Here is a 22,144-nt window from a genome sequence, read left to right on the forward strand (position 1 = left end):
AGCAATTTATGATCAACGTTTTTCGCCGCGCAGGCCTGGGTGCGAAGCTGTCACTGCTTACGGGCGTCAGTGTCGCCACGCTGTTTCTGCTTTTCACTTTTCTGCTCAGCCAAAAAGCCAGCCAGCAGCTTGAAGCCCTTGCGGTAGAAGATCTGCATAATCAGTCCACCGGCATGGTCGACATGGTGCAGATGTTTAATACCAGCCTGAGTGAAGAGGTTGAGAGCTATACCCGTCTGTTCACCACCTTTTTACCGCAGCCCCTGAACATTGATACTTCCCAACCCCAGACGATCAACGGGCTCAGCGTTCCGCTTCTGAAAGGCGGAGAAACCGGGCTGCATGAAAACAACACGCTTTCGGACGAGTTCCTGAACCGTACGGGAGCCATTTCGACGCTGTTTGTTCGCAGCGGTAACGACTTTGTTCGCGTAGCCACTTCCCTGCGCAAAGAGAACGGCGATCGCGCGATGGGTACCGTTCTGGATAACGCCAGCCCGGCCTTTGCCGCCGTCAGCAAAGGTGAAGTCTACCGCGGCCTGGCGCTGCTGTTTGGCAAACGCTACATCACCCAGTACCAGCCGGTTAAAAACGCCGAAGGACAGGTCATTGCGATCGTCTTTGTCGGGGTGGACATCACCCACTCCTGGAACGTCATGCGTGAGAAAATCCTCAACCGCCGGCTGGGCGAGAGCGGTCACTTCTTCGTGCTGGATCGCAGCAACGGAAAAACGCGCGGGCAATACCTGTTCCACGCCAGCGAAGAGGGAAAACTGCCGAAGTGGGACGGCGCGACGCAGCAGCAGCTTCTGAGTGATAAACCCGGCACGCTGGAGCGCGTAAGCGACGACGGCCGCACGCTGAAAATGGCCTATACCCCGCTGCCGGGCTGGAACTGGACTATCGTGGGTGAAGTGGATAAATCGGTGCTGCTCTCAAGCGTCACCGCCATGCGCGATCGTTTCCTGCTGGCCGGCGTGGTCTTATCCATCCTTTTTGCTGGCCTGTTCGTGGTCCTGATTCGCCGCGTGCTAACCCGGCCGCTGCGCAATGTGATCCACCTTGCCCGGCAATATGCCGCAGGGGATCTCCGTTCCAGCCTGCCCGTGACGCGCCAGGACGAAGTCGGCCAGCTGATCGATGCTATCAACGGCATCGGCGGCGGCCTGCAAAAAATTGTGCTGCAGGTCCGTGAGGCCGCAGGCGAGATCCATTCAGGCACCAACGCGCTGGCCGCCGACACTGGCGAGATTTCAGAGCAGATCAACAAGCAGGCCAGCAGCGTTGAAGAGACGTCTGCCAGCATGGAGCAGCTGGCCGCCACCGTGCAGCAAAATGCCGCCAATATGGAGCAAACGCAGCAGTTGGTGGGTGAAACCTCGCTCGCGGTTCATCAGGGCGGTGAGACGGTCACCCACGCGGTGTCAACCATGGACGACATTCGCGAAGCGTCAAAACGCATCGAAGACATCACCCGCGTGATCGAGTCCATTGCTTTCCAGACCAATATTCTGGCGCTGAATGCGGCAGTGGAAGCGGCTCGCGCGGGCGAGCACGGTAAAGGATTTGCGGTAGTCGCCCAGGAAGTTCGCGCGCTGGCGGGACGCAGCGCTAACGCGGTGAAGGAGATTGAACAGCTGATTGGCGATACGCTCAGAAAAGTGAGTGAGGGTCATGCGCTGTCTGAACAGACGCGCCTGGCGATGGATGACATCATCATTCATATCGATAACATCAGCCAGCTGGTCACCGAGATTAACCATGCCTCACGCGAGCAGTCCGCCGGGATCGGCCAGGTGAACCTCGCCATGACCCATATTGGCGAAGCGTCACATATCAATGCCGATCGCATCTCACGCAGCGAGCAAACGGCTCAAACGCTGCGCGAGAAGGGTTCACACCTGGCTCAACTGGTGAGTCTGTTCCAGCTAAAAGGCTAGCCGACTCTGCCCGTGGCGCGCAGCAGCAGATCACTTTGCACCTGCTCGCTCATCAGCGTACCGCCACGGGTGTCCAGCATCATGCGGCACCACGCCTGCGCCACCGGGGGCGATGCGTGCCGCAGCATCTGGCTCCCGGTGCCGAGCAGGAAAAGCTGCTGCGCGATCTCCCTCCCCTGCGCCTCCTGCGGCTTACGCAGTTTTTGCTGAAGCTGTCGCCAGCTGCGGTCGAAGTGTCTGTCCTGCCCTTTTACCTGCGCAAACTCGTCGGCAAGCAGATCGTGAATACCGGGCTGCTTCGCCAGCACGCGCAGAACGTCCAGGCACATAATATTTCCCGATCCTTCCCAGATGCTGTTGACCGGCATCTCGCGATACAGGCGGGGAAGTTCGCTCTCTTCGCAATATCCGATCCCACCCAGCACCTCCATCGCCTCAGCGACAAACGGGATGCCCGCTTTACAGACGCTAAATTTCGCCGCCGGGGTAAACAGCCGCGCCCAGGCGGCCTCTTGCGGATCGGCACGCTTGTCCCACGCCCGGGCCAGGCGGAACAGCAGCGCCGTGTGCCCCTCCAGCACCAGCGCCATCCGGCTTAGCACCTCACGCATTAGCGGCTGATCGATGAGGTTTTTGCCGAAGGTTTGCCGCTGATGGGCATGGTACAGCGCCACCGAGAGCGCCCGACGCATCAGTCCGTGGCTGCCCAGCGCGCAGTCAAAGCGCGTCAGGCCGCCCATTTTGAGGATCTGCCGTACCCCTTCGCCCTCTTCCCCCAGCAGCCAGCCGGAGGCATCAAGAAACTCCACCTCGCTGCTGGCGTTGGAGCGGTTCCCGAGCTTGTCCTTGAGGCGCTCCAGCCGGACGGCGTTGCGCTGTCCGTCAGGCAAAAAGCGCGGCACAAAAAAGCAGGATAGCCCGCCTTTCGCCTGGGCCAGCACCAGGTGCGCATCGCTTTGCGGGACGGAGAAAAACCATTTATGCCCCACCAGCCGGTAGCTGCCGTCGCTGCATTTTTCCGCTTTGGTGGTGTTGCTGAGCACGTCTGAGCCGCCCTGCTTTTCCGTCATTCCCATGCCGATCAGCAGGCCGCGCTTTTGCGCACCAGGGGCCAGATGCGGATCGTAGCGATCGCTGAGCAGCGGCGTCAGCCAGTCGTGAAATGCTTTGGGGAGTGCCTGCTGCAGCAGCGGCGTGGCGGCGAACGTCATGGTGACCGGGCACAGCGTACCCGCCTCCACCTGAGCATGCAGCACAAAGCGTGCGGCCCGAGCGACAAACGACCCTTTACGTGCCTCCTCTTCCCACGCCAGGTTATGCACGCGGTTGGCACAGAGTCCCTGCATCAGCAGGTGCCACGCCGGGTGAAAGCGCACGTCGTCCAGCCGCTCCCCGGCGGCGTCATAACGGAGTAGCTCCGGAGGATTAACGTTTGCCAGCCTGCCCAGCTCCAGCGACTCCGCCGTACCCAGCTGCTGACCAATGCTGGCGAGGAGTTCGATATCCCACTCGGCCCCTTCACGCGCGACCGCATCGCGCAGGGCGCAGTCCGAGAGGAAAAGGTTGCTGTTGGAAAGCGGTGCAGGTTGATTGAAAACGGTATGGGTCTGCCAGTGCATGCTGTCTCCCTCCTTCAGTGGCAATGACGATAAGTATGGACAGACCGCGCGCGCGCTGCATGGGAGGGGAGTCACACGTTCACGATCCCGCTGATATCATTCGTGAAATAGCTCACAGAACATAAGAATAAACTATTTCATCACTTCGCTTTTGTTGAATAATTTATTCTTACCCTTTTCAGTGAGGATCGTTATGCAACCGGATGCGCACAAGCGAGCATTAATTGCAGGCTCCATTGGTAACTTTATCGAGTGGTATGAGTTTGCGGTCTACGGTTTTCTGGCGACCGTGATTGCGAAAAACTTCTTCCAGCTTGAAGGAGAAGCGGGGCTTACCAGCCTGATCCTCACCTACGCCTCGTTTGCCATCGCCTTCTTCTTCCGCCCGCTGGGTGCGGTGGTGTTTGGCCGCATCGGCGACCGGATTGGCCGTAAGCCGACGCTAATCATTGTGTTGGTATTGATGACGCTCGCTACCGCCGCCATCGGCGTTGTGCCGGTCTATGCCAGCATCGGGATTGCCGCGCCGCTCATTATTACGCTGCTGCGCATCCTGCAGGGGCTGTTCGCGGGCGGCGAGTACGGCGGTGCGGTCTCGCTGATGACGGAGTTCGCCCCGCGCGGCAAGCGTGGGCTCTATGGCGCGTGGCAGTCCTTTACCGTGGCGCTGGGGCTGTTAGCGGGCGCAGGCATCGTGGCGCTGCTCTCCGCCCTCCTCACGCCTGAAGCCCTGCACGACTGGGGCTGGCGCATTCCTTTCTTCCTGGCGCTGCCCATGGGCGTCGTTGCGCTGTGGCTTCGCGTCAGCATGGAGGAGACGCCCAGCTTTGTGCAGCAGCAGGATAAACCGGCTGTCGCTCAGGCGGATACTGCCGCCACGCTCCGGGCCATCGTGATGGGGATTGGGCGCGTCATGGTCTGGTCTGCGGCGGGGTATACCTATCTGGTGATTATGCCAACCTATCTGCAGTCGGCGCTGCACACCGGGTTTAACCAGGCGCTGCTGATAGCGGTGATTTCGAATATTGGTTTTGCACTCACCATCATTCCGTCGGGGATCCTGAGCGACCGGATCGGGCGCCGCACGGTGATGATTATCGCCACCGCGCTGCTGCTGATCCTCGCCCTGCCGCTGCTGAAAATCCTTCAGGCTGAGTCGAGTACGCTGGTGGTTAAGGCTGGTGTGGTATTGATTGCAGGCGGTCTGGTGGGCATGCTGGCGGGGCCAGGCCCGGCAATGCTATCTGAGATGTTCCCGACGCGCGTGCGCTATACGGGGCTGGGGCTGGCCTACTCTTTGTCGAACGCGATTTTCTCGGGATGTGCAGGGTTAATCATTACCGGGCTGATTAAGCAGACGGGCAACCTGGATATTCCGGCGTATTACGTGATGGCGACGGCGGTAGTGAGTATTTTCGCGCTGATGACGCTGAGGAAGGATGACCATTTGCGGTCGTTAGAGGAGTGAGGTTAATGCCCGGTGGCGCTGCGCTTACCGGGCCTACGGTACCGTGCCTTTGTAGGCCGGGTAAGGCGAAGCCGCCACCCGGCACAACAGGCTACCCGCGCTGGCGCACCGCTTCAAACAGGCAGATGCCCGTCGCAACGGAAACGTTCAGGGACGACACGCTGCCTGCCATCGGGATGCTGATCAGCTCGTCGCAGTGCTCGCGGGTCAGACGACGCATGCCTTCGCCTTCCGCACCCATCACCAGCGCCAGACGGCCGGTCATTTTGCTCTGGTACAGAGTATGATCCGCTTCACCGGCTGTACCGACGATCCAGATGTTCTCTTCCTGCAGCAGACGCATGGTGCGCGCCAGGTTGGTCACGCGGATCAGCGGAACGTTTTCCGCCGCGCCGCAGGCCACTTTCTTCGCCGTCGCGTTCAGCTGCGCGGAGCGATCTTTCGGCACGATCACCGCGTGCACGCCCGCCGCATCGGCGCTGCGCAGGCACGCGCCGAGGTTGTGCGGATCGGTTACGCCATCGAGGATCAGGAAGAACGGGTTATCCAGCTCGGCAATCAGATCCGGCAGATCGTTTTCCTGATACTGACGACCCGGCTTCACGCGGGCAATGATCCCCTGGTGAACCGCGCCTTCGCTTTTCTCATCCAGGAACTGGCGGTTCGCCAGCTGGATCACCACGCCCTGTGCTTCCAGCGCGTGGATCAGCGGCATCAGACGCTTATCTTCACGCCCTTTCAGAATAAACACTTCCTGAAAACGCTCCGGTGCGCGCTCGAGAAGGGCCTGCACCGCGTGGATGCCGTAAATCATTTCACTCATTGATGGTTCTCGTAATAAGTATTTCCCCTCCCCCCGTTGGGGAGAGGGTCAGGGTGAGGGGAGAATTTACTCCGCCTGCTTTTTCTTGGCCGCGCGTTTCGCTTTGGTGGCGGCAGCTATTTTCTGCGTTTTCGCGGACGGTTTTTTCGCTGAACGGGCTTCTTTCTTCGCCGCCTTCGGCTTCTGTTTCTTCTCGCCGCGGAAGGCGCTGTCCGGCTCGAAGTTTACCTTCTTGCCCGCCTGACGACGTTTACCGCCGCCCGGTTTACCGTTACCGGTTTTTTTCGCCCTTTCACGCTCGGTTTTGCCGACGTTACGCGGCGCGCGCTCGCTGGAGATCAGGCTGAAGTCGATTTTACGGTCGTCCATATTCACAGCTTCGACCTTCACTTCGACACGGTCGCCCAGACGATAGGTCTGGCCGCCAGATTCGCCAATCAGCCGCTGACCGACCTGGTCAAAGCGATAGTAGTCGTTATCCAGGCTGGAGACGTGCACCAGACCGTCGATGAACAGCTCGTCCAGACGAACGAAGAAACCAAAGCCGGTCACGCTGGCAATCACGCCTTTAAAGACGTTACCCACCTGATCGAGCATAAAGTCACACTTCAGCCAGTCCGCCACGTCGCGGGTTGCCTCATCGGCACGACGTTCGGCCATGGAGCAGTGCTGACCCAGCTGCAGCATCTCTTCCATCGAATAGTGGTAGCCACCGGTTTCGGTGGTGTTCCCTTTATGGCCCTGCTCCTGCGCCAGCAGATACTTGATCGCACGGTGCAGAGAGAGGTCAGGATAACGACGGATCGGCGAGGTAAAGTGGGCGTAAGACTGCAGCGCCAGGCCGAAGTGTCCCCGGTTTTCCGGATCGTAAATCGCCTGCTTCATAGAGCGCAGCAGCATCGTCTGCAGCATTTCTGCGTCAGGACGGTCGCCAATGGACTCCAGCAGCTCGGCATAATCGCGCGGCTCTGGCTTGTTACCGCCAGGCAGCTCCAGACCCAGTTCAGCCAGCACGGAGCGGAACGCGGTGATGGCTTCCGTCGACGGTTTATCGTGAATACGGAACAGCGCAGGCTCTTTGGCTTTCTCGACGAATCGTGCCGCCGAGATGTTCGCCAGAATCATACACTCTTCAATCAGCTTGTGCGCGTCGTTACGCTGGGTCTGCTCGATACGCTCAATGCGGCGTTCTGCGTTGAAAATGAATTTCGCTTCTTCACTCTCAAACGAGATCCCGCCGCGCTCTTCGCGCGCCTGATCCAGCGTTTTGTAGAGGTTATGCAGCTCTTCGATGTGTTTGACCAGCGGCGCGTACTGTTCGCGCAGATCCTGGTCGCCCTGCAGCATATGCCAGACCTTGGTATAGGTCAGACGCGCGTGCGAGCTCATCACCGCTTCGTAGAACTTGTAGCCGGTTAAGCGCCCTTTGGTGGAGATAGTCATCTCGCAAACCATACAGAGGCGGTCAACCTGCGGGTTCAGGGAGCACAGGCCGTTAGACAGCACTTCCGGCAGCATCGGCACGACCTGCGACGGGAAGTAGACCGAGGTTCCGCGGCTGCGCGCTTCGTTATCCAGCGGGGTGTGCGGACGAACATAGTAGCTTACGTCTGCAATAGCGACCCACAGGCGCCAGCCGCCACCGCGTTTTTTCTCACAGTAGACGGCGTCATCGAAGTCGCGGGCATCTTCACCGTCGATAGTGACCAGCGGCAGGGAGCGCAGATCCACGCGGCCCACTTTGGACTCTTCCGGCACTTCTTCGCGCAGGCTTTCGATCTGATCTTCAACCGCTTTCGGCCAGACGTAGGGGATCTCATGGGTGCGCAGCGCCATATCAACGGCCATGGTAGTGCCCATGTTGTCGCCAAGCACTTCGACGATTTTACCTACCGCTTTGGTGCGACGGGTTGGGCGCTGGGTGAGTTCCACCACCACCACAAAGCCCATGCGGGCGCCCATCACCTCTTCAGGTGGGATGAGGATGTCGAAGCTCAGACGGCTGTCGTCCGGCACCACGAAGCCCACGCCCGCGTCGGTAAAGTAGCGGCCGACGATCTGGCTGGTTTTTGGCACCAGAACGCGTACCACGCGCGCTTCGCGGCGACCTTTACGGTCAGCGCCCAGCGGCTGCGCCAGGATCTGGTCGCCGTGGATGCACATTTTCATCTGTTCAGATGAGAGGTACAGATCGTCTTTACGGCCTTCCACGCGCAGGAAGCCGAAGCCATCGCGGTGACCAATAACGGTCCCTTTCAGCAGATCGAGGCGTTCTGGCAGCGCGTAGCACTGGCGGCGGGTAAAGACCAACTGCCCGTCACGCTCCATTGCGCGCAGGCGGCGGCGAAGGGCTTCAATTTGCTCTTCACCTTCAATGTTTAATTCAACGGCAAGTTCTTCACGATTGGCGGGTTTTTCGCGTTTTGTTAAGTGTTCAATGATGAACTCGCGGCTGGGAATAGGATTCGCGTATTTTTCGGCTTCGCGTTCCTGGAAAGGATCATGTGACATGTCGGTTCCTCCGTTGTCAGCTCCGGTGGAAATTTTCTTCATTCCACCAGCAATAATTTATAAAGCGGTTGATTCTCTTCAACCAAATCGGCCAGCGTGTAGTGATCCAGTTCCATGAGAAAACTTTGCACGGCCTTTGAAAGCGCCTTTTTCAGGCGGCAAGCGGGCGTGATGTGGCAGAACTCGCTGCTGCAGTTCACCAGAGACAGCGGCTCCAGTTCACGTACCACATCGCCCACACGAATACTCTGTGCCGGTTTACCGAGACGGATCCCACCATTCTTCCCGCGGACGGCAGCAACGTATCCGGCACGACTAAGTTGATTGATTATTTTGACCATATGATTACGGGATACGCCGTAGACCTCTGTGACTTCAGAGATACTGGTCATCTTCCCCTCGGGTAACGACGCCATGTAAATCAGCGCACGTAAGCCGTAATCGGTGAAACTTGTTAACTGCACATCAACCTCAGGAAAAAAGGGAAAACGCGGTCAAACCGCAGAGATATTCATTAATGATGATAAACCAGCCAGATAGTTAGCGGCTAATTTATTTGACAGACGGGGCGAAAAAGCGGAGATCCAGGAGCGTTCGCCGGATGGCGCTACGCTTATCCGGCCTACGGGTCACCCCGCAGGCCAGCATTCACGAAGATTATGCGTCGAACGGGTCGCGCAGGATCATCGTTTCAGTACGATCCGGGCCGGTAGAAATAATATCGATCGGCACTTCGGTCAGTTCTTCAATACGCTTGATGTAATCCAGCGCCGCCTGCGGCAGGCCGCTACGCTCTTTCACACCGAAAGTGGTCTCAGACCAGCCCGGCATGGTTTCGTAGATTGGCTCAATGCCTTCCCAGTCGTCAGCAGCCAGCGGAGTGGTGGTCACTTCGCGGCCATCTGGCATACGGTAGCCTACGCAGATTTTCACTTCTTTCAGGCCGTCCAGTACGTCCAGCTTGGTCAGGCAGAAGCCAGACAGGGAGTTGATCTGCACTGCACGACGCACTGCAACCGCATCCAGCCAGCCGGTACGACGACGACGACCGGTGGTCGCACCAAACTCGTTACCCTGCTTGCACAGGAACTCGCCGGTTTCATCAAACAGCTCGGTCGGGAATGGACCTGCACCCACGCGAGTGGAGTATGCTTTGATGATGCCCAGAACGTAATCCACATAACGTGGACCCAGGCCAGAGCCGGTCGCCACGCCACCTGCAGTGGTGTTAGAGGAGGTCACGTACGGATAGGTACCGTGGTCGATGTCCAGCAGCGTACCCTGCGCACCTTCGAACATGACGAAATCGCCACGCTTGCGCGCCTGGTCCAGCAGATCGGACACATCAACAACCATACCGGTCAGAATGTCAGCGATCGCCATGACGTCATCCAGCACTTTCTGGTAGTCAACAGCGTCAGCTTTGTAGAAGTTCACCAGCTGGAAGTTGTGATATTCCATCACTTCTTTCAGTTTTTCAGCGAAGGTGGCTTTGTCGAAGAGGTCGCCCACGCGCAGACCGCGACGCGCAACTTTATCTTCGTAAGCCGGGCCGATACCACGACCGGTGGTACCGATCGCTTTCGCACCGCGCGCTTTCTCACGCGCTACGTCCAGCGCCACGTGATAATCCAGAATCAGCGGGCAGGCCTCGGAGAGCAGCAGACGCTCACGAACAGGGATACCACGGTCTTCCAGACCTTTCATCTCTTTCATCAGCGCAGCAGGAGACAGCACAACGCCGTTACCGATGATGCTGGTGACGTTATCACGAAGAATGCCTGATGGAATAAGATGGAGGACGGTTTTTTCACCGTTGATTACGAGAGTATGGCCTGCGTTGTGACCGCCCTGGTAGCGTACAACATATTTAGCCCGTTCAGTCAGAAGATCAACAATCTTCCCTTTACCTTCGTCACCCCATTGGGTGCCCAGTACGACGACGTTGTTACCCATTTTTTTCAAAATCACCGTTTGCTTAAAAATGGATTCTACCATCGCTTTTTCAGATATACAGCACTTTTTGACCTCAAAATACGCCGATTGCGCCTACTTTTTGATCAGCCAATCGTTTTCCTCAACATGTAGTAGATCACGATGCCCGCAACCACAAGACCTCCGCCGAAACGACGCAAAATATTATCCGGCAGTTGGCTCATCGTGGCGATCATTCGACGCCAGGCGCGCGGATAAAGCATCGGTCCAAGACCTTCCAGCACCAGGACCAAAGCCAGTGCGAGCCAGATCGTTGAATTCATTTTTATTCCTTATAAAAGAAAACCACCGCTCCGTTGAGAGCGGTGGTTTGAATACTCAAACGTGCCTGAGTTTATCGCGTTGCGTTAGTCGGCGTCTTCATATAACGGAAGAAATCGCTGTCCGGGCTGAGCACCATCACATCCTGGTTGCTCTGGAAGCTATTCTCGTAAGCACGCAGGCTACGGATAAAGGCGTAGAAGTCAGGATCCTGGCTGAAGGCATCTGCGAACAGCTTCGCCGCTTCGGCATCGCCTTCACCGCGCAGGATACGGCCCTGGCGCTCAGATTCCGCCAGCGTCTTGGTGACTTCATAGTCCGCTGCTGCACGCAGCTTCTCAGCCTCTTCCTGGCCCTGTGAACGGTGACGACGGGCTACCGCTTCACGCTCGGCGCGCATACGGTTGTAAATCGCCTCGGACACTTCTACTGGCAGGTTGATCTGCTTGATACGCACGTCAACCACTTCGATACCCAGCGCAGCCATACTGTTCGGGTTGATCACCGGCACTTTGCCGTTGGTCTCCGCCTGAACGCGTTCCGCCGCTTTGGCAATCGCATCATCTGCTGCCGGCGTTGAAACTTCATCTTCCGTGCCCGCGGTACCGGAGTTCAGCGCATCGCGAACTTCCAGGGTCAGACGACCGCGGGAGTCGGTCACGATGTCTTTCACATCCAGACGACCAATCTCGGAACGCAGACGGTCAGAGAACTTACGTTTCAGCAGCACTTCTGCCTGAGAAACGTCACCGCCGCCCGTTGCCAGGAAGTAACGGCTGAAATCGCTGATGCGCCATTTGATATAGGAATCAACGATCAGGTCTTTCTTCTCTTTGGTCACGAAACGGTCGGCCTGGTTATCCATGGTCTGGATACGCGCATCAAGCGTTTTCACTGACTGAATGAACGGCACCTTGAAGTGCAGGCCCGGCTCATAAATCACCGGACGTTTGTCGCCATCACGCACGACGCTGCTGAACTGGAACTTAATCCCACGCTCGCCTTCTTTCACCACAAAGATCGAGGTATAAAGCGCGACCAGTACGATGACGATGATCGCAATAACTGACTTACGCATCCTTATTCCCCCTGACGCTGGTAGTCGTTACGCTGCGCGTTAGCACGGCGTTGGTCCATAATGTCACCATCGTTCGAAGAAGGCGTTGTGTTCGTGCTGGCGCTGCCTGATGAGGCTGGCGGCAGACGCAGCAGGTTGTTCGCGCCGCTGGTGTCGCCTTTCGCTGCTGGCGCAGAACTGCCTTTCAGCATCTGATCCAGCGGCAGAACCATCAGGTTTCCGCCTTTACTGTCGTTAACCAACACTTTACGGGTGTGGCTCAGCACTTTTTCCATGGTCTCGATATAGAGACGCTCACGGGTAATTTCAGGTGCCGCTTTGTATTCCGGCAGGATCTTCGCAAAGCGAGCCACTTCACCCTGAGCTTCCAGGATGGTCTGCGTCTTATACGCGCGCGCTTCTTCCAGAATACGCTGCGCCTGACCGTTAGCGCGTGGCTGAACTTCGTTGGTGTACGCTTCTGCTTCACGGATGTACTGCTGTTCGTTTTCACGGGCAGCAATCGCATCGTCAAATGCGGCTTTCACCTCTTCCGGCGGACGCGCAGCCTGGAAGTTGACGTCCAGCAGGGTGATACCCATGTTGTACGGACGAATGGTCTCCTCCAGCTCGCGCTGGGTATCGCTACGAATAACGGTACGACCTTCGGTCAGGATACGGTCCATGGTGTATTTACCGATCACACCGCGCAGGGCGCTGTCGGTCGCCTGACGCAGGCTGTCATCGGCGCTGGTCACGCTAAACAGATAACGCTCAGGATCGGTCACGCGGTACTGCACGTTCATCTCAACGCGCACCACGTTTTCGTCAGAGGTCAGCATCACGCCAGAGGCGGCCAGTTCACGGACGGATTCCACGTTTACCGCGGTCACGTCGTCAATGAAGGTCGGCTTCCAGTTCAGACCCGGCTCAACCAGATGGCTGAACTTACCGAAACGGGTGACCACGCCGCGTTCTGCTTCTTTAATGGTGTAGAACCCGCTGGCTGCCCAGATGATGACTACCGCAGCGGCCACGATGCCCACTACGCGGCCCCCCATTGGCGGGCGCGAACTCTGAGTGGAATTGCCACCCGAGCCAGAACCTTTTCCTCCGCCAAGGCCACCAAGCTTCTTGCTCAGTTTGCGGAAGATATCATCCAGATCCGGCGGCCCCTGCTCGCGACCACCTTTGTTGCCATTTCCCTCAGAGTTGCCGCCAGGTTTGCTGCTTCCCCACGGGTCGCGGTCTTGTCCGTTATTACCGGGCTGATTCCACGCCATGTATATGCTCCATATTTGTTATGCAAGGGCGAATTATTCAGGCATCCCCTTTCTGATCAGACGATATAGTCGACCAGCGCAGGTTCTTGTTTACAGAGGCGACGCCAGTCAACGATCGGCATACGCACCTGCATCCCCACGCTGCCGTCATCCTCCATCCACTCTTTTTCTATCGCCTGAAGCTGATAAAACCGGCTGCGCAGCCTGCCTTCCTGTGGCGGCAGTCGCAGCGTGTGCTGAGCTACCTCACCGGAAAGACGTTCTGTCAAAGCCTGGAAAAGCAGTGGCACACCAATACCGGTCTGGGCAGAAAGCCAGACCCGAATCGGTTTGTTTTCTTCATCTCTGTCGATACGCGGTTCGAAATCGTCCAGCATATCGATCTTGTTCATGACCAACAGCGTTGGGATCTCATGGGCGTCGATCTCTTCGAGCACCACGTTCACCGCGTCGATGTTCTCCTGCACGCGCACGTCTGCCGCATCAATCACGTGCAGCAGCAGAGTCGCCTGTCGCGTCTCCTGCAGGGTGGCTTTAAACGCCGCCACCAGGTCATGCGGCAGGTGGCGGATAAACCCTACGGTATCCGCCAGCACCGTTTCACCGACGTCTGCAACGTCAATACGGCGCAGCGTAGGGTCCAGGGTCGCAAACAGCTGGTCTGCGGCATAAACCTGGGCCTCGGTTATCTGGTTAAACAGGGTGGATTTACCGGCGTTGGTATAGCCCACCAGCGACACCGTCGGGATGTCGGCTTTCGTTCGCGCCCGACGTCCCTGCTCACGCTGTTTCTCTACACGTTCCAGACGTGAAAGGATCTGGGTAATTCGGCCACGCAGCAAACGACGGTCGGTTTCGAGCTGGGTTTCACCCGGGCCGCGCAAACCAATCCCGCCTTTTTGTCTTTCAAGGTGTGTCCAGCCACGCACCAGACGCGTTGCCAGATGGCGCAGCTGCGCCAGCTCAACCTGCAGTTTCCCTTCGTGGGTACGTGCACGCTGAGCAAAAATATCTAAAATCAAACCCGTGCGATCGATAACACGGCATTCGCAAAGGGCTTCCAGGTTGCGCTCCTGGGCTGGAGACAGCGCATGATCAAACAACACGACTGACGCGCCGGTTGCTTTTACGGCATCCGCAATTTCGACTGCTTTACCTTCACCAACAAAATACTTTGGGTGCGGCGCTTTACGGCTACCGGTAATCACCTGCATTGCTTCGACACCGGCGGAAGAGACCAGAGATTCAAACTCCTGGAGGTCTTCCATATCTTTGTCTTGCGAAAAATAGATGTGTACCAGCACCGCCTGCTCACCGGCATCATAACGGTCAAACAAGCGTAAACCTCTCTAAAAAGATCAGCGGGGAACGCAGGATCCCTGGCTCCCCGTGTGGATAACAGTGCGAAACCTTATTCGGTTTCGTCGCTGTCCTGCGCCGGCGTTGAAGAACCCTGCGCGCTGCTGCCATGATGGTAGTTACTACCAGTGCCGCCGCCAGCGTTATTGCTGTGATGAGATACCGGACGGGACGGAACAACAGTAGAAATAGCGTGCTTGTAGACCATCTGACTGACCGTGTTTTTCAACAGAATCACAAACTGATCGAAAGACTCAATCTGACCTTGCAGCTTAATACCATTCACCAAATAAATAGAAACTGGAACACGTTCCCGACGCAATGCGTTCAGGAACGGATCTTGTAAAGATTGCCCCTTAGCCATTCTATCTTTTCCTTATATGCTTGTTTTGTACTTAGAACCTTGCGATTCTGAAAAATTGCGCACGATACGTCTCAATTGTACACATTCAGTGAGCGATATCACCAACAACCTCAATCACTTCGTTTAACGCCTGTTGTGGTTTTTCACTGTCTAACCAGTGAACGCCGTCCCAACCGCGCAACCAGGTGATCTGGCGCTTCGCTAACTGTCTCGTGGCGCAAACACCTCTATAAACCATTTCATCGTATGAAATCTCACCTTCAAGATACGACCACATCTGGCGGTATCCCACACAACGAATGGAAGGCATGTCCGTATGCAAATCTCCACGGGCAAATAGCGCCCGCACTTCTGCTTCAAAATCTGAAGCTAACATCTGATGAAAACGCTGCTCAATTCGCTGATGGAGCAGTTCACGGCTCGCCGGGGCGATGGCGAACTGATGCACCTGATACGGCAGAGCGTCTCCTGACGTTTGCGTCAGTTCCGTTAAAGTTTTACCCGAAATGAAAAAAACTTCCAGTGCCCGGGAAAGCCTTTGCGGATCATTTGGATGGATCCGTGCTGCCGCAACCGGGTCAATCTCCGCCAGTTGCTGATGCAAAACGTCCCAACCCTGCTCTGCCGCCTGCTGCTCAATTTTCGCTCTTACTTCCGGATCCGCGGATGGCAGAGGTGACAACCCCTCCAGCAACGCCTTGAAATAGAGCATGGTTCCGCCAACCAACAGCGGTATACGTCCCGCTGCCGTTATCTCGGCCATCTCGGCTAAGGCATCCCGGCGGAAATCCGCTGCGGAGTACGCCTGAGTCGGGTCGAGAATATCCAGCAAACGGTGCGGTGCCGCACGCAACTCTTCTGCGTCAGGCTTCGCCGTGCCGATGTCCATCCCTCGGTAGATGAGGGCGGAGTCGACGCTAATCAACTCTACAGGCAAAACTTTACGCAACTCAATGGCTAGCGCCGTTTTGCCGGAGGCCGTTGGGCCCATTAAAAATATTGCCTTAGGCAGGCTCGCCTTACTTGCGTCAATCATGTTTCAGGGCGTTCATCGCCGTTTGTAAATCAACAGGTTGTAATAACCCACCCGGCGGCGTTTTCACCAGATGCGGACAGAGGCGTTCCACCTCCGCCAGCACGCTAATGGCCTGCGCCATACTCCACGGCGCGTGTTCGCTTGCCAGATGGCGGGCGATCCACTGCGCAGTGTTGGCGGCATCAAACGATGTTTGCTGCGCCAGGTAGCCTATCAGTTCAGGAATCAAGTTTTGTAAATTTTGTTGGCGTAAGGGTAAAGGCACTGCACGAATTGTCACATGTTGTGGTTCGAGCACAGTTTCAATCCCCATTTGCGTCAGCTGCGGCTCGGCACGCTGCAATACCCTTGTTTCTTCAGGGGATATTTTCAAGCGAACCGGAATTAACAACGGCTGCGCGCAGGCTGCATTTTCACCTGGCGTGAGCTGCACCTGCTTGAGCCAGCGTTCGGCGACCGGCAGTGCCAGAAGCATCAATTTGCCGTCACGCTCAAGCAGTGCCATATCCGGCGCAATAATCGTCAGCACCCGGCCAAAACTCTGGCTATGGCCGTCCAGAGAAGGCTGAGCGGCCGGAATGTGCTCTTTACGCTCCACGGCAGGCGTTTCCAGCAGCTTGCGGTACAACGCGCCCTGCTGCTTCTGATAGCCTGGCTGAGCATTCGGGTAGTTCGCGCCCGTTGGACGCGGTGCGCTCCCTGCCGGGGAGTAACGCGGGGCTTCCGGTTCACGCGCGACGGCAGGCTCCGCAAAATGGTTGCGGCCTGCCGCGACACGGTTTTCTGGCAGCGGACGCGGTGCAGGGGCGTCGTTCTCCAGCGGCAGCGTTGGCTCTGCCTGCTGCTGCAACACGGTGGCCACGCCCTGATAAATAAAGTCGTGGACCAGACGCGACTGGTGGAACCGCACCTCATGCTTGGCGGGATGGACGTTCACATCCACCTGATGGGGGTCGATTTCCAGATAAAGGACGAAAGCAGGCTGCTGATCGGCCCCGAGTTTGTCTTCGCAGGCCTGGCGAATCGCGTGATTGATGAGACGGTCGCGCATCATGCGGCCGTTTACGTAGCAATACTGGATCTCCGCAAACGCAGCGCTGCTCGCGTTGGGATCGGCAACCCAGCCGCGTAAAGCCAGATCGCCGTGCTGCCACTCAATGGCCAGCGCCTGTTCCAGAAACGGCGTACCGCAGATCGCCCCCAAACGGCGCTCTTTCTGTCCCCCTTCTGCCACCGCGCGATACTGGCGCATCACCTTGCCGTTGTGGCTGAGGTTGATGGTGACATCGAAGCGGGCCAGCGCGATACGGCGAATGATCTCGTCGATATGGCCGAACTCGGTCTTCTCGGTACGCATAAACTTGCGTCGGGCGGGGGTGTTGTAGAACAGATCCAGGACTTCCAGCGTCGTGCCGACAGGGTGCGCCGCGGGTTTCACCGTCACATCCATATCGCGCCCTTCGGCGTAAGCCTGCCAGGCTTCCTGCTGTTCAGCGGTACGGGAGGTCAGCGTTAAGCGCGAAACCGAGCTGATACTGGCCAGCGCTTCACCGCGAAAACCGAGGCTAATAATCGCTTCCAGGTCATCCAGAGAGGCAATTTTACTGGTGGCGTGACGGGCCAGCGCCAGCGCCAGCTCGTCTTTTTTGATGCCACAGCCGTTGTCACGAATGCGGATAAGCTTCGCGCCACCGCGTTCGATATCAATATCGATGCGGGTTGCGCCCGCATCGAGGCTGTTTTCCACCAGCTCCTTCACCACCGACGCAGGGCGTTCCACCACCTCACCGGCGGCGATTTGGTTCGCGAGCTGCGGCGGTAGAACCTGAATCGGCATGAATTCTCCTTAGTTGGTCGCGGTCATCTCACCCGGTAGCGCTGCACTGGCCGTCTGGGCAGCGCCGCTCTGCGGCGCGGACTGCAGCGGATGGGCATCAAAATATTTACGCAGACCGTTATAAATCGCTTCGGCAATTTGCTGCTGGTAGCTGTCGCTTCCCAACAGACGCTCTTCACCGTTGTTACTGATAAAGCCCGTCTCGACAAGGATGGACGGGATATCCGGCGAGCGCAGAACGCCGAGGCTGGCATGTTCCGGACGACGCTTATGCAGCACGCCAACGCTTTGCAGCTGGTTCAATACGTTAGTGGCGACATCATACCCGACGCGCTGAGAATGACCGAACTGTAAATCCAGCACCGCCTGGCTGAGGTACGGATCGGACTGGCTGTTCGCCAGCACGTCGCCCGCGCCGCCTAACAGTTCAGACTGCTTCTCATGCTCTTCCAGCCAGTTGGCCATTTCGCTGTTAGCGCGACGGTTCGACAGCACCCAAACCGAGGCGCCGGTGGCGCTACGATTCGGTGCGGCGTCCGCATGAATGGAGACCAGGAAGTTCGCGTTTTGCTTACGCGCCACATCCGAGCGTCCCATGACGGAGATAAAGTAGTCCCCGTCGCGGGTCAACACGCCTTTAAACATAGGGTCGTCATTGAGTAGCGAACGCAGCTTACGCGCGATAGCGATGGTCACGTTTTTTTCTCGCGTGCCGCCAGGGCCAATCGCCCCCGGATCTTCCCCGCCGTGGCCCGCATCAATGGCGATAATCACTTTGTCACCGCTGACCGTCGCGCGTCGCGCGCTGGCCGCCGGACGCGTCACCGTATTGCTGCTGGTTGCCGCAGTAATGCGGTCGTTCTGCGATTTAAACGGATTACGCGCAGGTTCAGAAGGACGCGGCGTATATACCGGTTCTTCCACGCGCTTCGCTACGACCGGCGGCGGTGGAGGCGGTGCGTCGGCATTGATGGTAAAGACCACCGTATAGTTCGCCCCGTTTTGCTGCTTCACCGCCTTCGTTTTACCCTTTTCGGTCAGATCGACCACCAGGCGTAACGACTGGCTATCCTGCGGCGTTCCCGAACGGATACTTTTCACCAGGTTGTTACCGCTGAACCGCAGCGGTAGCCCCTGGATCACGCCAGTCTGCTTGATATCCAGCGCCACGCTGTGGCTGTCTGGCTGTGAAAACGCATATTCAGGATCGCCCATAAAGCTGAACGTGATCCGGGCCTGGCTTTCGCCGTTTGATACCTGAATATCTGAGAGGTTTGCCGCCCCGGCCTGCGCGCACAGCAGCACGGTGGCAGCCAACAACCAACCTTTAACGCGATTTATCATCCCGTCATCCCTACGCTTAACCGGCCAGTCGCGCCAGTAAGGAACTGCCTGATGAGGAAACAGCACTGATGCGTGCCTCACGCCCTTGTGCCTGGTAATCTAAGTGAATTTCGACATCCGGGTCAGGCAGCACACCCGCACCTTGTTGCGGCCACTCCACCAGGCAAATGGCGTCGTTGGCAAAATAATCACGGATCCCCATAAATTCCAGCTCCTCAGGATCCGCAAGGCGGTATAAATCGAAGTGGTACACCATGAGATTTTCAAGGGTGTACGGTTCGACCAGCGTGTAGGTTGGGCTTTTCACATTCCCGTTATGCCCTAACGCCTGCAAAAAACCCCGGCTGAAGGTGGTTTTACCCGCACCTAAATCACCATACAGATAAATGACGGTTGCCCCCTGACAGGCCTGCGCCACGCGCTTGCCGAGTTCTAAAGTGGCTTGTTCATCAGGTAAAGGAATCGCTCGATTAGTCATTTTCTACGTCAATCACATCCGGGTTAACAACACGCCGCAGCGTGCAAAAAAGATCGGTGGCCAGCATACCGCGTGTACCGTAACGCGCGGCGAGTTTATCCGCCGCGACACCGTGGGCCACGCAGCCCGCACAGGCTGCATCATAAAGGGGAAGTTTCTGTCCAAGCAATGCGCCAATGATGCCGGAAAGCACATCGCCCATGCCGCCGCTTGCCATGCCCGCATTTCCGGCATCAATAATGCCCTGTGCCTCATCGCTGGCGACAACGGTTCCTGCCCCTTTCAAAACAGCAACACCTCCGTAACGTTTTACCAGACGCTGAGCAGAAAGTAAGCGATCGCTTTCAATTTCTGCCACGCTGCAGTTAAGCAGCCGCGCGGCTTCGCCGGGGTGTGGCGTCAGAATGCGATTGTGACGCTTATCCGGATTGATTGCCAGAAGGTTCAGCGCGTCGGCATCCCACAGCATCGGTTTACGAAAATTCTCGACCTTTTGCAGGGCCTGTTTACCCCATGCCTGCTGCCCAAGACCCGGGCCAATCACCACTACATCCGCCCATTCAAGGCTCTCTTCAAGCGCCTGGGGCGTAAGCTCGTGCACCATCAGCTCCGGTCGGGCTGTAACGATCGGCGCAATATTCTCGATGCGAGTGAGTACTCGCACTAATCCGGCACCGCTGCGCAGCGCCGCTTCGCCGGTCATGCGAATCGCACCTGCCGTACCGTGGTCGCCGCCAATAATCACCAGCCTGCCGTGATCGCCCTTATGGGACGTCGGACGGCGCGGCGGGAGCCACGCCGCAAGCTGAGACGCATCAAAACGCGCGATGCGCATTTCCTGCCCGGCCAGCCAGCTCTCCAGCCCCAGCGCATTGTGGTGCAGCACGCCAACGACGTCTCGCGCTTTACCGGTCAGTAACCCTGGCTTGAGGGCGATGAAGGTCACAGTATGGGCAGCCTGAATGACCGCTCCCGGCGTCGCGCCGGTTTGTGCAATCAGGCCAGAGGGAATATCCAGGGCGACTACCGGCGCGGAATGTCTGTTAGCGTGTTCAATAAGCGCGGCAATGTTCTCACGAGGCGCACTGCGTAGCCCGGTACCCAGCAGACCATCCACAATCAGATCCACCTCTTCCGGCCAGACGATATTAGGCGCATGAATCACACCGCCCGCGTTAAGCCACGCCTCCCGCGCCGCATCGGCCTCTTCCGGCAGAGGTTTATCGCTCTCCAGGGCCAGCAACGTCACGCGGATACCTGCCGCAACCGCCAAACGGGCGACGACGTAGCCGTCGCCGCCGTTATTGCCGTGACCGCACAGAATCAGCCAGTGGGCGGCCTGCGGGTAGGCGCTCTGGGCAACGTTAAACGCCGCCTCACCCGCGCGCAGCATCAGTTCATAAAGGGTAATCCCGAGGCTGTCTGCGGCCTCTTTTTCGGCGCGACGGAGGTCATCCGCATGCCAGATGGAATGTGGTATACTTGCGGGGTTTTTCTTCACCGTATGGTCCGTCATGTCACAGCCCCTCGATCTCAATGAATTAGCGCAAAAAATAAAACAGTGGGGTGCTGAGCTTGGCTTCCAGAAGGTGGGCATTACCGATACCGGCCTTTCCGCCAGCGAGCCGAAACTGCAGGCCTGGCTGGACAAACAATACCACGGCGAAATGGAATGGATGGCGCGTCATGGCATGATGCGCGCGCGTCCTCACGAGCTTTTGCCGGGCACATTACGCGTCATCAGCGTGCGCATGAACTACCTGCCCGCCAACGCGGCCTTTGCGCGCACGCTAAAAAATCCCTCTTTGGGTTACGTCAGCCGGTACGCCCTGGGACGTGATTATCATAAGCTTTTGCGTAACCGTTTAAAAAAACTCGGGGAAACTATTCAGCAGCACTGTGTTTCGCTGAATTTTAGACCCTTTGTCGATTCTGCGCCTATTCTTGAGCGCCCAATCGCCGAAAAAGCCGGGCTTGGCTGGACAGGTAAGCACTCACTTATCCTTAGCCGCGACGCCGGATCGTTCTTCTTCCTGGGTGAACTGCTGATTGATTTACCGCTGCCGGTAGACGGCCCGGTAGAGGAAGGCTGCGGGCGCTGCGTGGCCTGCATGACCATCTGTCCGACGGGTGCCATCGTAGAGCCTTACACCGTTGATGCGCGCCGCTGCATCTCCTACCTCACTATCGAACTGGAAGGGGCCATTCCCGAAGAATTTCGACCGCTTATCGGAAACCGGATCTACGGCTGTGACGATTGCCAGCTGATCTGCCCGTGGAACCGCTATTCGCAGCTCACGGACGAAGAGGATTTCAGCCCGCGTAAGGCGCTGCATGCGCCGCAGCTCATTGAACTGTTCGCCTGGACCGAAGCCTGGTTCCTGAAAGTGACGGAAGGTTCGGCCATTCGCCGCATCGGTCATCTGCGCTGGCTGCGTAATGTTGCCGTTGCGCTGGGTAATGCCCCGTGGGATGAAGCGAACGTGCGGGCGCTTGAAAGCCGTAGAGGTGAGCACCCACTTCTTGATGAACACATAGAATGGGCGATTGCGCAGCAAATTGAGAAGCGTAATGCCTGTGCGATCGAGGTGCAGCTACCGAAGAAACAGCGTCTGGTGAGAGTGATTGAAAAAGGGCTTACACGGGATGCCTGATCTATTCACAGCCTGTGAATAAAATTACAAACTCAAGCACCATCTGGGCTGGAGAAGAGGTCAAGTGATCTCGCTAACATTTTGAAATGAAAATTTATCCATTAAATACAGTGCG

18 protein-coding genes are annotated in these 22,144 nt (G+C 57.4%); 3 read left to right on the forward strand and 15 right to left on the reverse strand.

The annotated features are described in order from the left end of the window. Window positions 1–8 precede the first annotated feature (8 nt). Entirely contained in the window at window positions 9–1,940 is a 1,932-nt protein-coding gene (locus tag NQ230_RS21065; protein ID WP_159515376.1) for a methyl-accepting chemotaxis protein, read from the forward strand. Here the strand turns inward: NQ230_RS21065 and NQ230_RS21070 are convergent. Next, entirely contained in the window at window positions 1,937–3,559 is a 1,623-nt protein-coding gene (locus tag NQ230_RS21070; RefSeq protein WP_257259004.1) for an isovaleryl-CoA dehydrogenase, read from the reverse strand. The genes NQ230_RS21065 and NQ230_RS21070 overlap by 4 nt on opposite strands. A gap of 193 nt (window positions 3,560–3,752) precedes the next feature. Here NQ230_RS21070 and NQ230_RS21075 point away from each other — a divergent pair, with 193 nt between their 5' ends. Next, window positions 3,753–5,027 carry an MFS transporter gene (locus NQ230_RS21075; RefSeq protein ID WP_257259006.1) on the forward strand — a complete coding sequence of 425 codons (1,275 nt, stop codon included), beginning with the start codon at window positions 3,753–3,755 and terminating at the stop codon, window positions 5,025–5,027. A gap of 91 nt (window positions 5,028–5,118) precedes the next feature. Here the strand turns inward: NQ230_RS21075 and rlmB are convergent, their stop codons facing one another. The 14 genes from rlmB to nnr form a co-directional block, all read right to left on the reverse strand. Next, on the reverse strand, window positions 5,119–5,850 hold the full coding sequence (gene rlmB, locus NQ230_RS21080; protein ID WP_023334255.1) for a 23S rRNA (guanosine(2251)-2'-O)-methyltransferase RlmB: 732 nt from the start codon (window positions 5,848–5,850) through the stop codon (window positions 5,119–5,121). A gap of 66 nt (window positions 5,851–5,916) precedes the next feature. Then, on the reverse strand, window positions 5,917–8,361 hold the full coding sequence (gene rnr / locus NQ230_RS21085; protein ID WP_213822744.1) for a ribonuclease R: 2,445 nt from the start codon (window positions 8,359–8,361) through the stop codon (window positions 5,917–5,919). A gap of 38 nt (window positions 8,362–8,399) precedes the next feature. After that, entirely contained in the window at window positions 8,400–8,825 is a 426-nt protein-coding gene (gene nsrR / locus NQ230_RS21090; protein WP_121424847.1) for a nitric oxide-sensing transcriptional repressor NsrR, read from the reverse strand. Between the two features lie 193 nt (window positions 8,826–9,018). Then, a complete protein-coding gene (locus NQ230_RS21095) occupies window positions 9,019–10,317 on the reverse strand; it encodes an adenylosuccinate synthase (protein ID WP_024907332.1) in 1,299 nt (432 codons plus the stop codon). Between the two features lie 104 nt (window positions 10,318–10,421). Next, window positions 10,422–10,619, reverse strand: a complete 198-nt coding sequence (locus tag NQ230_RS21100) for a DUF2065 domain-containing protein (RefSeq protein WP_003855996.1) — start codon at window positions 10,617–10,619, stop codon at window positions 10,422–10,424. A gap of 71 nt (window positions 10,620–10,690) precedes the next feature. After that, entirely contained in the window at window positions 10,691–11,695 is a 1,005-nt protein-coding gene (gene hflC / locus NQ230_RS21105; RefSeq protein WP_023334250.1) for a protease modulator HflC, read from the reverse strand. A 2-nt stretch (window positions 11,696–11,697) separates the two neighbouring features. Next, window positions 11,698–12,957 carry an FtsH protease activity modulator HflK gene (gene hflK / locus NQ230_RS21110; protein ID WP_121424846.1) on the reverse strand — a complete coding sequence of 420 codons (1,260 nt, stop codon included), beginning with the start codon at window positions 12,955–12,957 and terminating at the stop codon, window positions 11,698–11,700. A gap of 56 nt (window positions 12,958–13,013) precedes the next feature. Further along, window positions 13,014–14,294, reverse strand: a complete 1,281-nt coding sequence (hflX, locus tag NQ230_RS21115) for a ribosome rescue GTPase HflX (protein WP_023310136.1) — start codon at window positions 14,292–14,294, stop codon at window positions 13,014–13,016. 74 nt (window positions 14,295–14,368) lie between these two features. Continuing rightward, the gene (gene hfq, locus NQ230_RS21120) at window positions 14,369–14,680 is read right to left on the reverse strand and encodes an RNA chaperone Hfq (RefSeq protein WP_023334248.1); all 312 of its coding nucleotides are present in this window, start codon (window positions 14,678–14,680) and stop codon (window positions 14,369–14,371) included. An 85-nt stretch (window positions 14,681–14,765) separates the two neighbouring features. Next, window positions 14,766–15,716 (reverse strand): tRNA (adenosine(37)-N6)-dimethylallyltransferase MiaA, encoded by a 951-nt coding sequence (gene miaA / locus NQ230_RS21125; RefSeq protein ID WP_257259009.1) that lies wholly within the window; start codon window positions 15,714–15,716, stop codon window positions 14,766–14,768. Beyond that, window positions 15,709–17,553 carry a DNA mismatch repair endonuclease MutL gene (mutL, locus tag NQ230_RS21130; RefSeq protein ID WP_257259011.1) on the reverse strand — a complete coding sequence of 615 codons (1,845 nt, stop codon included), beginning with the start codon at window positions 17,551–17,553 and terminating at the stop codon, window positions 15,709–15,711. The genes miaA and mutL overlap by 8 nt, the downstream gene beginning before the upstream one ends. A 9-nt stretch (window positions 17,554–17,562) precedes the next feature. Further along, window positions 17,563–18,897: an N-acetylmuramoyl-L-alanine amidase AmiB gene (amiB, locus tag NQ230_RS21135; protein WP_257259012.1), complete on the reverse strand. Its 1,335-nt coding sequence runs from the start codon at window positions 18,895–18,897 to the stop codon at window positions 17,563–17,565. 16 nt (window positions 18,898–18,913) lie between these two features. Further along, window positions 18,914–19,375, reverse strand: coding sequence for a tRNA (adenosine(37)-N6)-threonylcarbamoyltransferase complex ATPase subunit type 1 TsaE (gene tsaE / locus NQ230_RS21140; protein WP_013095283.1), 462 nt, complete (start codon window positions 19,373–19,375; stop codon window positions 18,914–18,916). Then, window positions 19,368–20,891: a bifunctional ADP-dependent NAD(P)H-hydrate dehydratase/NAD(P)H-hydrate epimerase gene (gene nnr, locus NQ230_RS21145; protein ID WP_257259014.1), complete on the reverse strand. Its 1,524-nt coding sequence runs from the start codon at window positions 20,889–20,891 to the stop codon at window positions 19,368–19,370. The genes tsaE and nnr overlap by 8 nt, the downstream gene beginning before the upstream one ends. Here nnr and queG point away from each other — a divergent pair. Further along, on the forward strand, window positions 20,890–22,029 hold the full coding sequence (gene queG / locus NQ230_RS21150; RefSeq protein ID WP_257259016.1) for a tRNA epoxyqueuosine(34) reductase QueG: 1,140 nt from the start codon (window positions 20,890–20,892) through the stop codon (window positions 22,027–22,029). The two genes, nnr and queG, sit on opposite strands and share 2 nt — an antisense overlap. Window positions 22,030–22,144 lie beyond the last annotated feature (115 nt).

The organism is Enterobacter asburiae, from assembly GCF_024599655.1.
In the GTDB taxonomy this organism is placed as follows: domain Bacteria; phylum Pseudomonadota; class Gammaproteobacteria; order Enterobacterales; family Enterobacteriaceae; genus Enterobacter; species Enterobacter asburiae_D.

Coding starts and splice junctions, on each gene's coding strand:
- NQ230_RS21065 (WP_159515376.1), top strand. CDS start 9: ATGATCAACGTTTTTCGCCGCGCAGGCCTGGGTGCGAAGCTGTCACTG.
- NQ230_RS21070 (WP_257259004.1), bottom strand. CDS start 3,559: ATGCACTGGCAGACCCATACCGTTTTCAATCAACCTGCACCGCTTTCC.
- NQ230_RS21075 (WP_257259006.1), top strand. CDS start 3,753: ATGCAACCGGATGCGCACAAGCGAGCATTAATTGCAGGCTCCATTGGT.
- rlmB (WP_023334255.1), bottom strand. CDS start 5,850: ATGAGTGAAATGATTTACGGCATCCACGCGGTGCAGGCCCTTCTCGAG.
- rnr (WP_213822744.1), bottom strand. CDS start 8,361: ATGTCACATGATCCTTTCCAGGAACGCGAAGCCGAAAAATACGCGAAT.
- NQ230_RS21095 (WP_024907332.1), bottom strand. CDS start 10,317: ATGGGTAACAACGTCGTCGTACTGGGCACCCAATGGGGTGACGAAGGT.
- NQ230_RS21100 (WP_003855996.1), bottom strand. CDS start 10,619: ATGAATTCAACGATCTGGCTCGCACTGGCTTTGGTCCTGGTGCTGGAA.
- hflC (WP_023334250.1), bottom strand. CDS start 11,695: ATGCGTAAGTCAGTTATTGCGATCATCGTCATCGTACTGGTCGCGCTT.
- hflK (WP_121424846.1), bottom strand. CDS start 12,957: ATGGCGTGGAATCAGCCCGGTAATAACGGACAAGACCGCGACCCGTGG.
- hfq (WP_023334248.1), bottom strand. CDS start 14,680: ATGGCTAAGGGGCAATCTTTACAAGATCCGTTCCTGAACGCATTGCGT.
- miaA (WP_257259009.1), bottom strand. CDS start 15,716: ATGATTGACGCAAGTAAGGCGAGCCTGCCTAAGGCAATATTTTTAATG.
- mutL (WP_257259011.1), bottom strand. CDS start 17,553: ATGCCGATTCAGGTTCTACCGCCGCAGCTCGCGAACCAAATCGCCGCC.
- amiB (WP_257259012.1), bottom strand. CDS start 18,897: ATGATAAATCGCGTTAAAGGTTGGTTGTTGGCTGCCACCGTGCTGCTG.
- tsaE (WP_013095283.1), bottom strand. CDS start 19,375: ATGACTAATCGAGCGATTCCTTTACCTGATGAACAAGCCACTTTAGAA.
- queG (WP_257259016.1), top strand. CDS start 20,890: ATGTCACAGCCCCTCGATCTCAATGAATTAGCGCAAAAAATAAAACAG.
- nnr (WP_257259014.1), bottom strand. CDS start 20,891: ATGACGGACCATACGGTGAAGAAAAACCCCGCAAGTATACCACATTCC.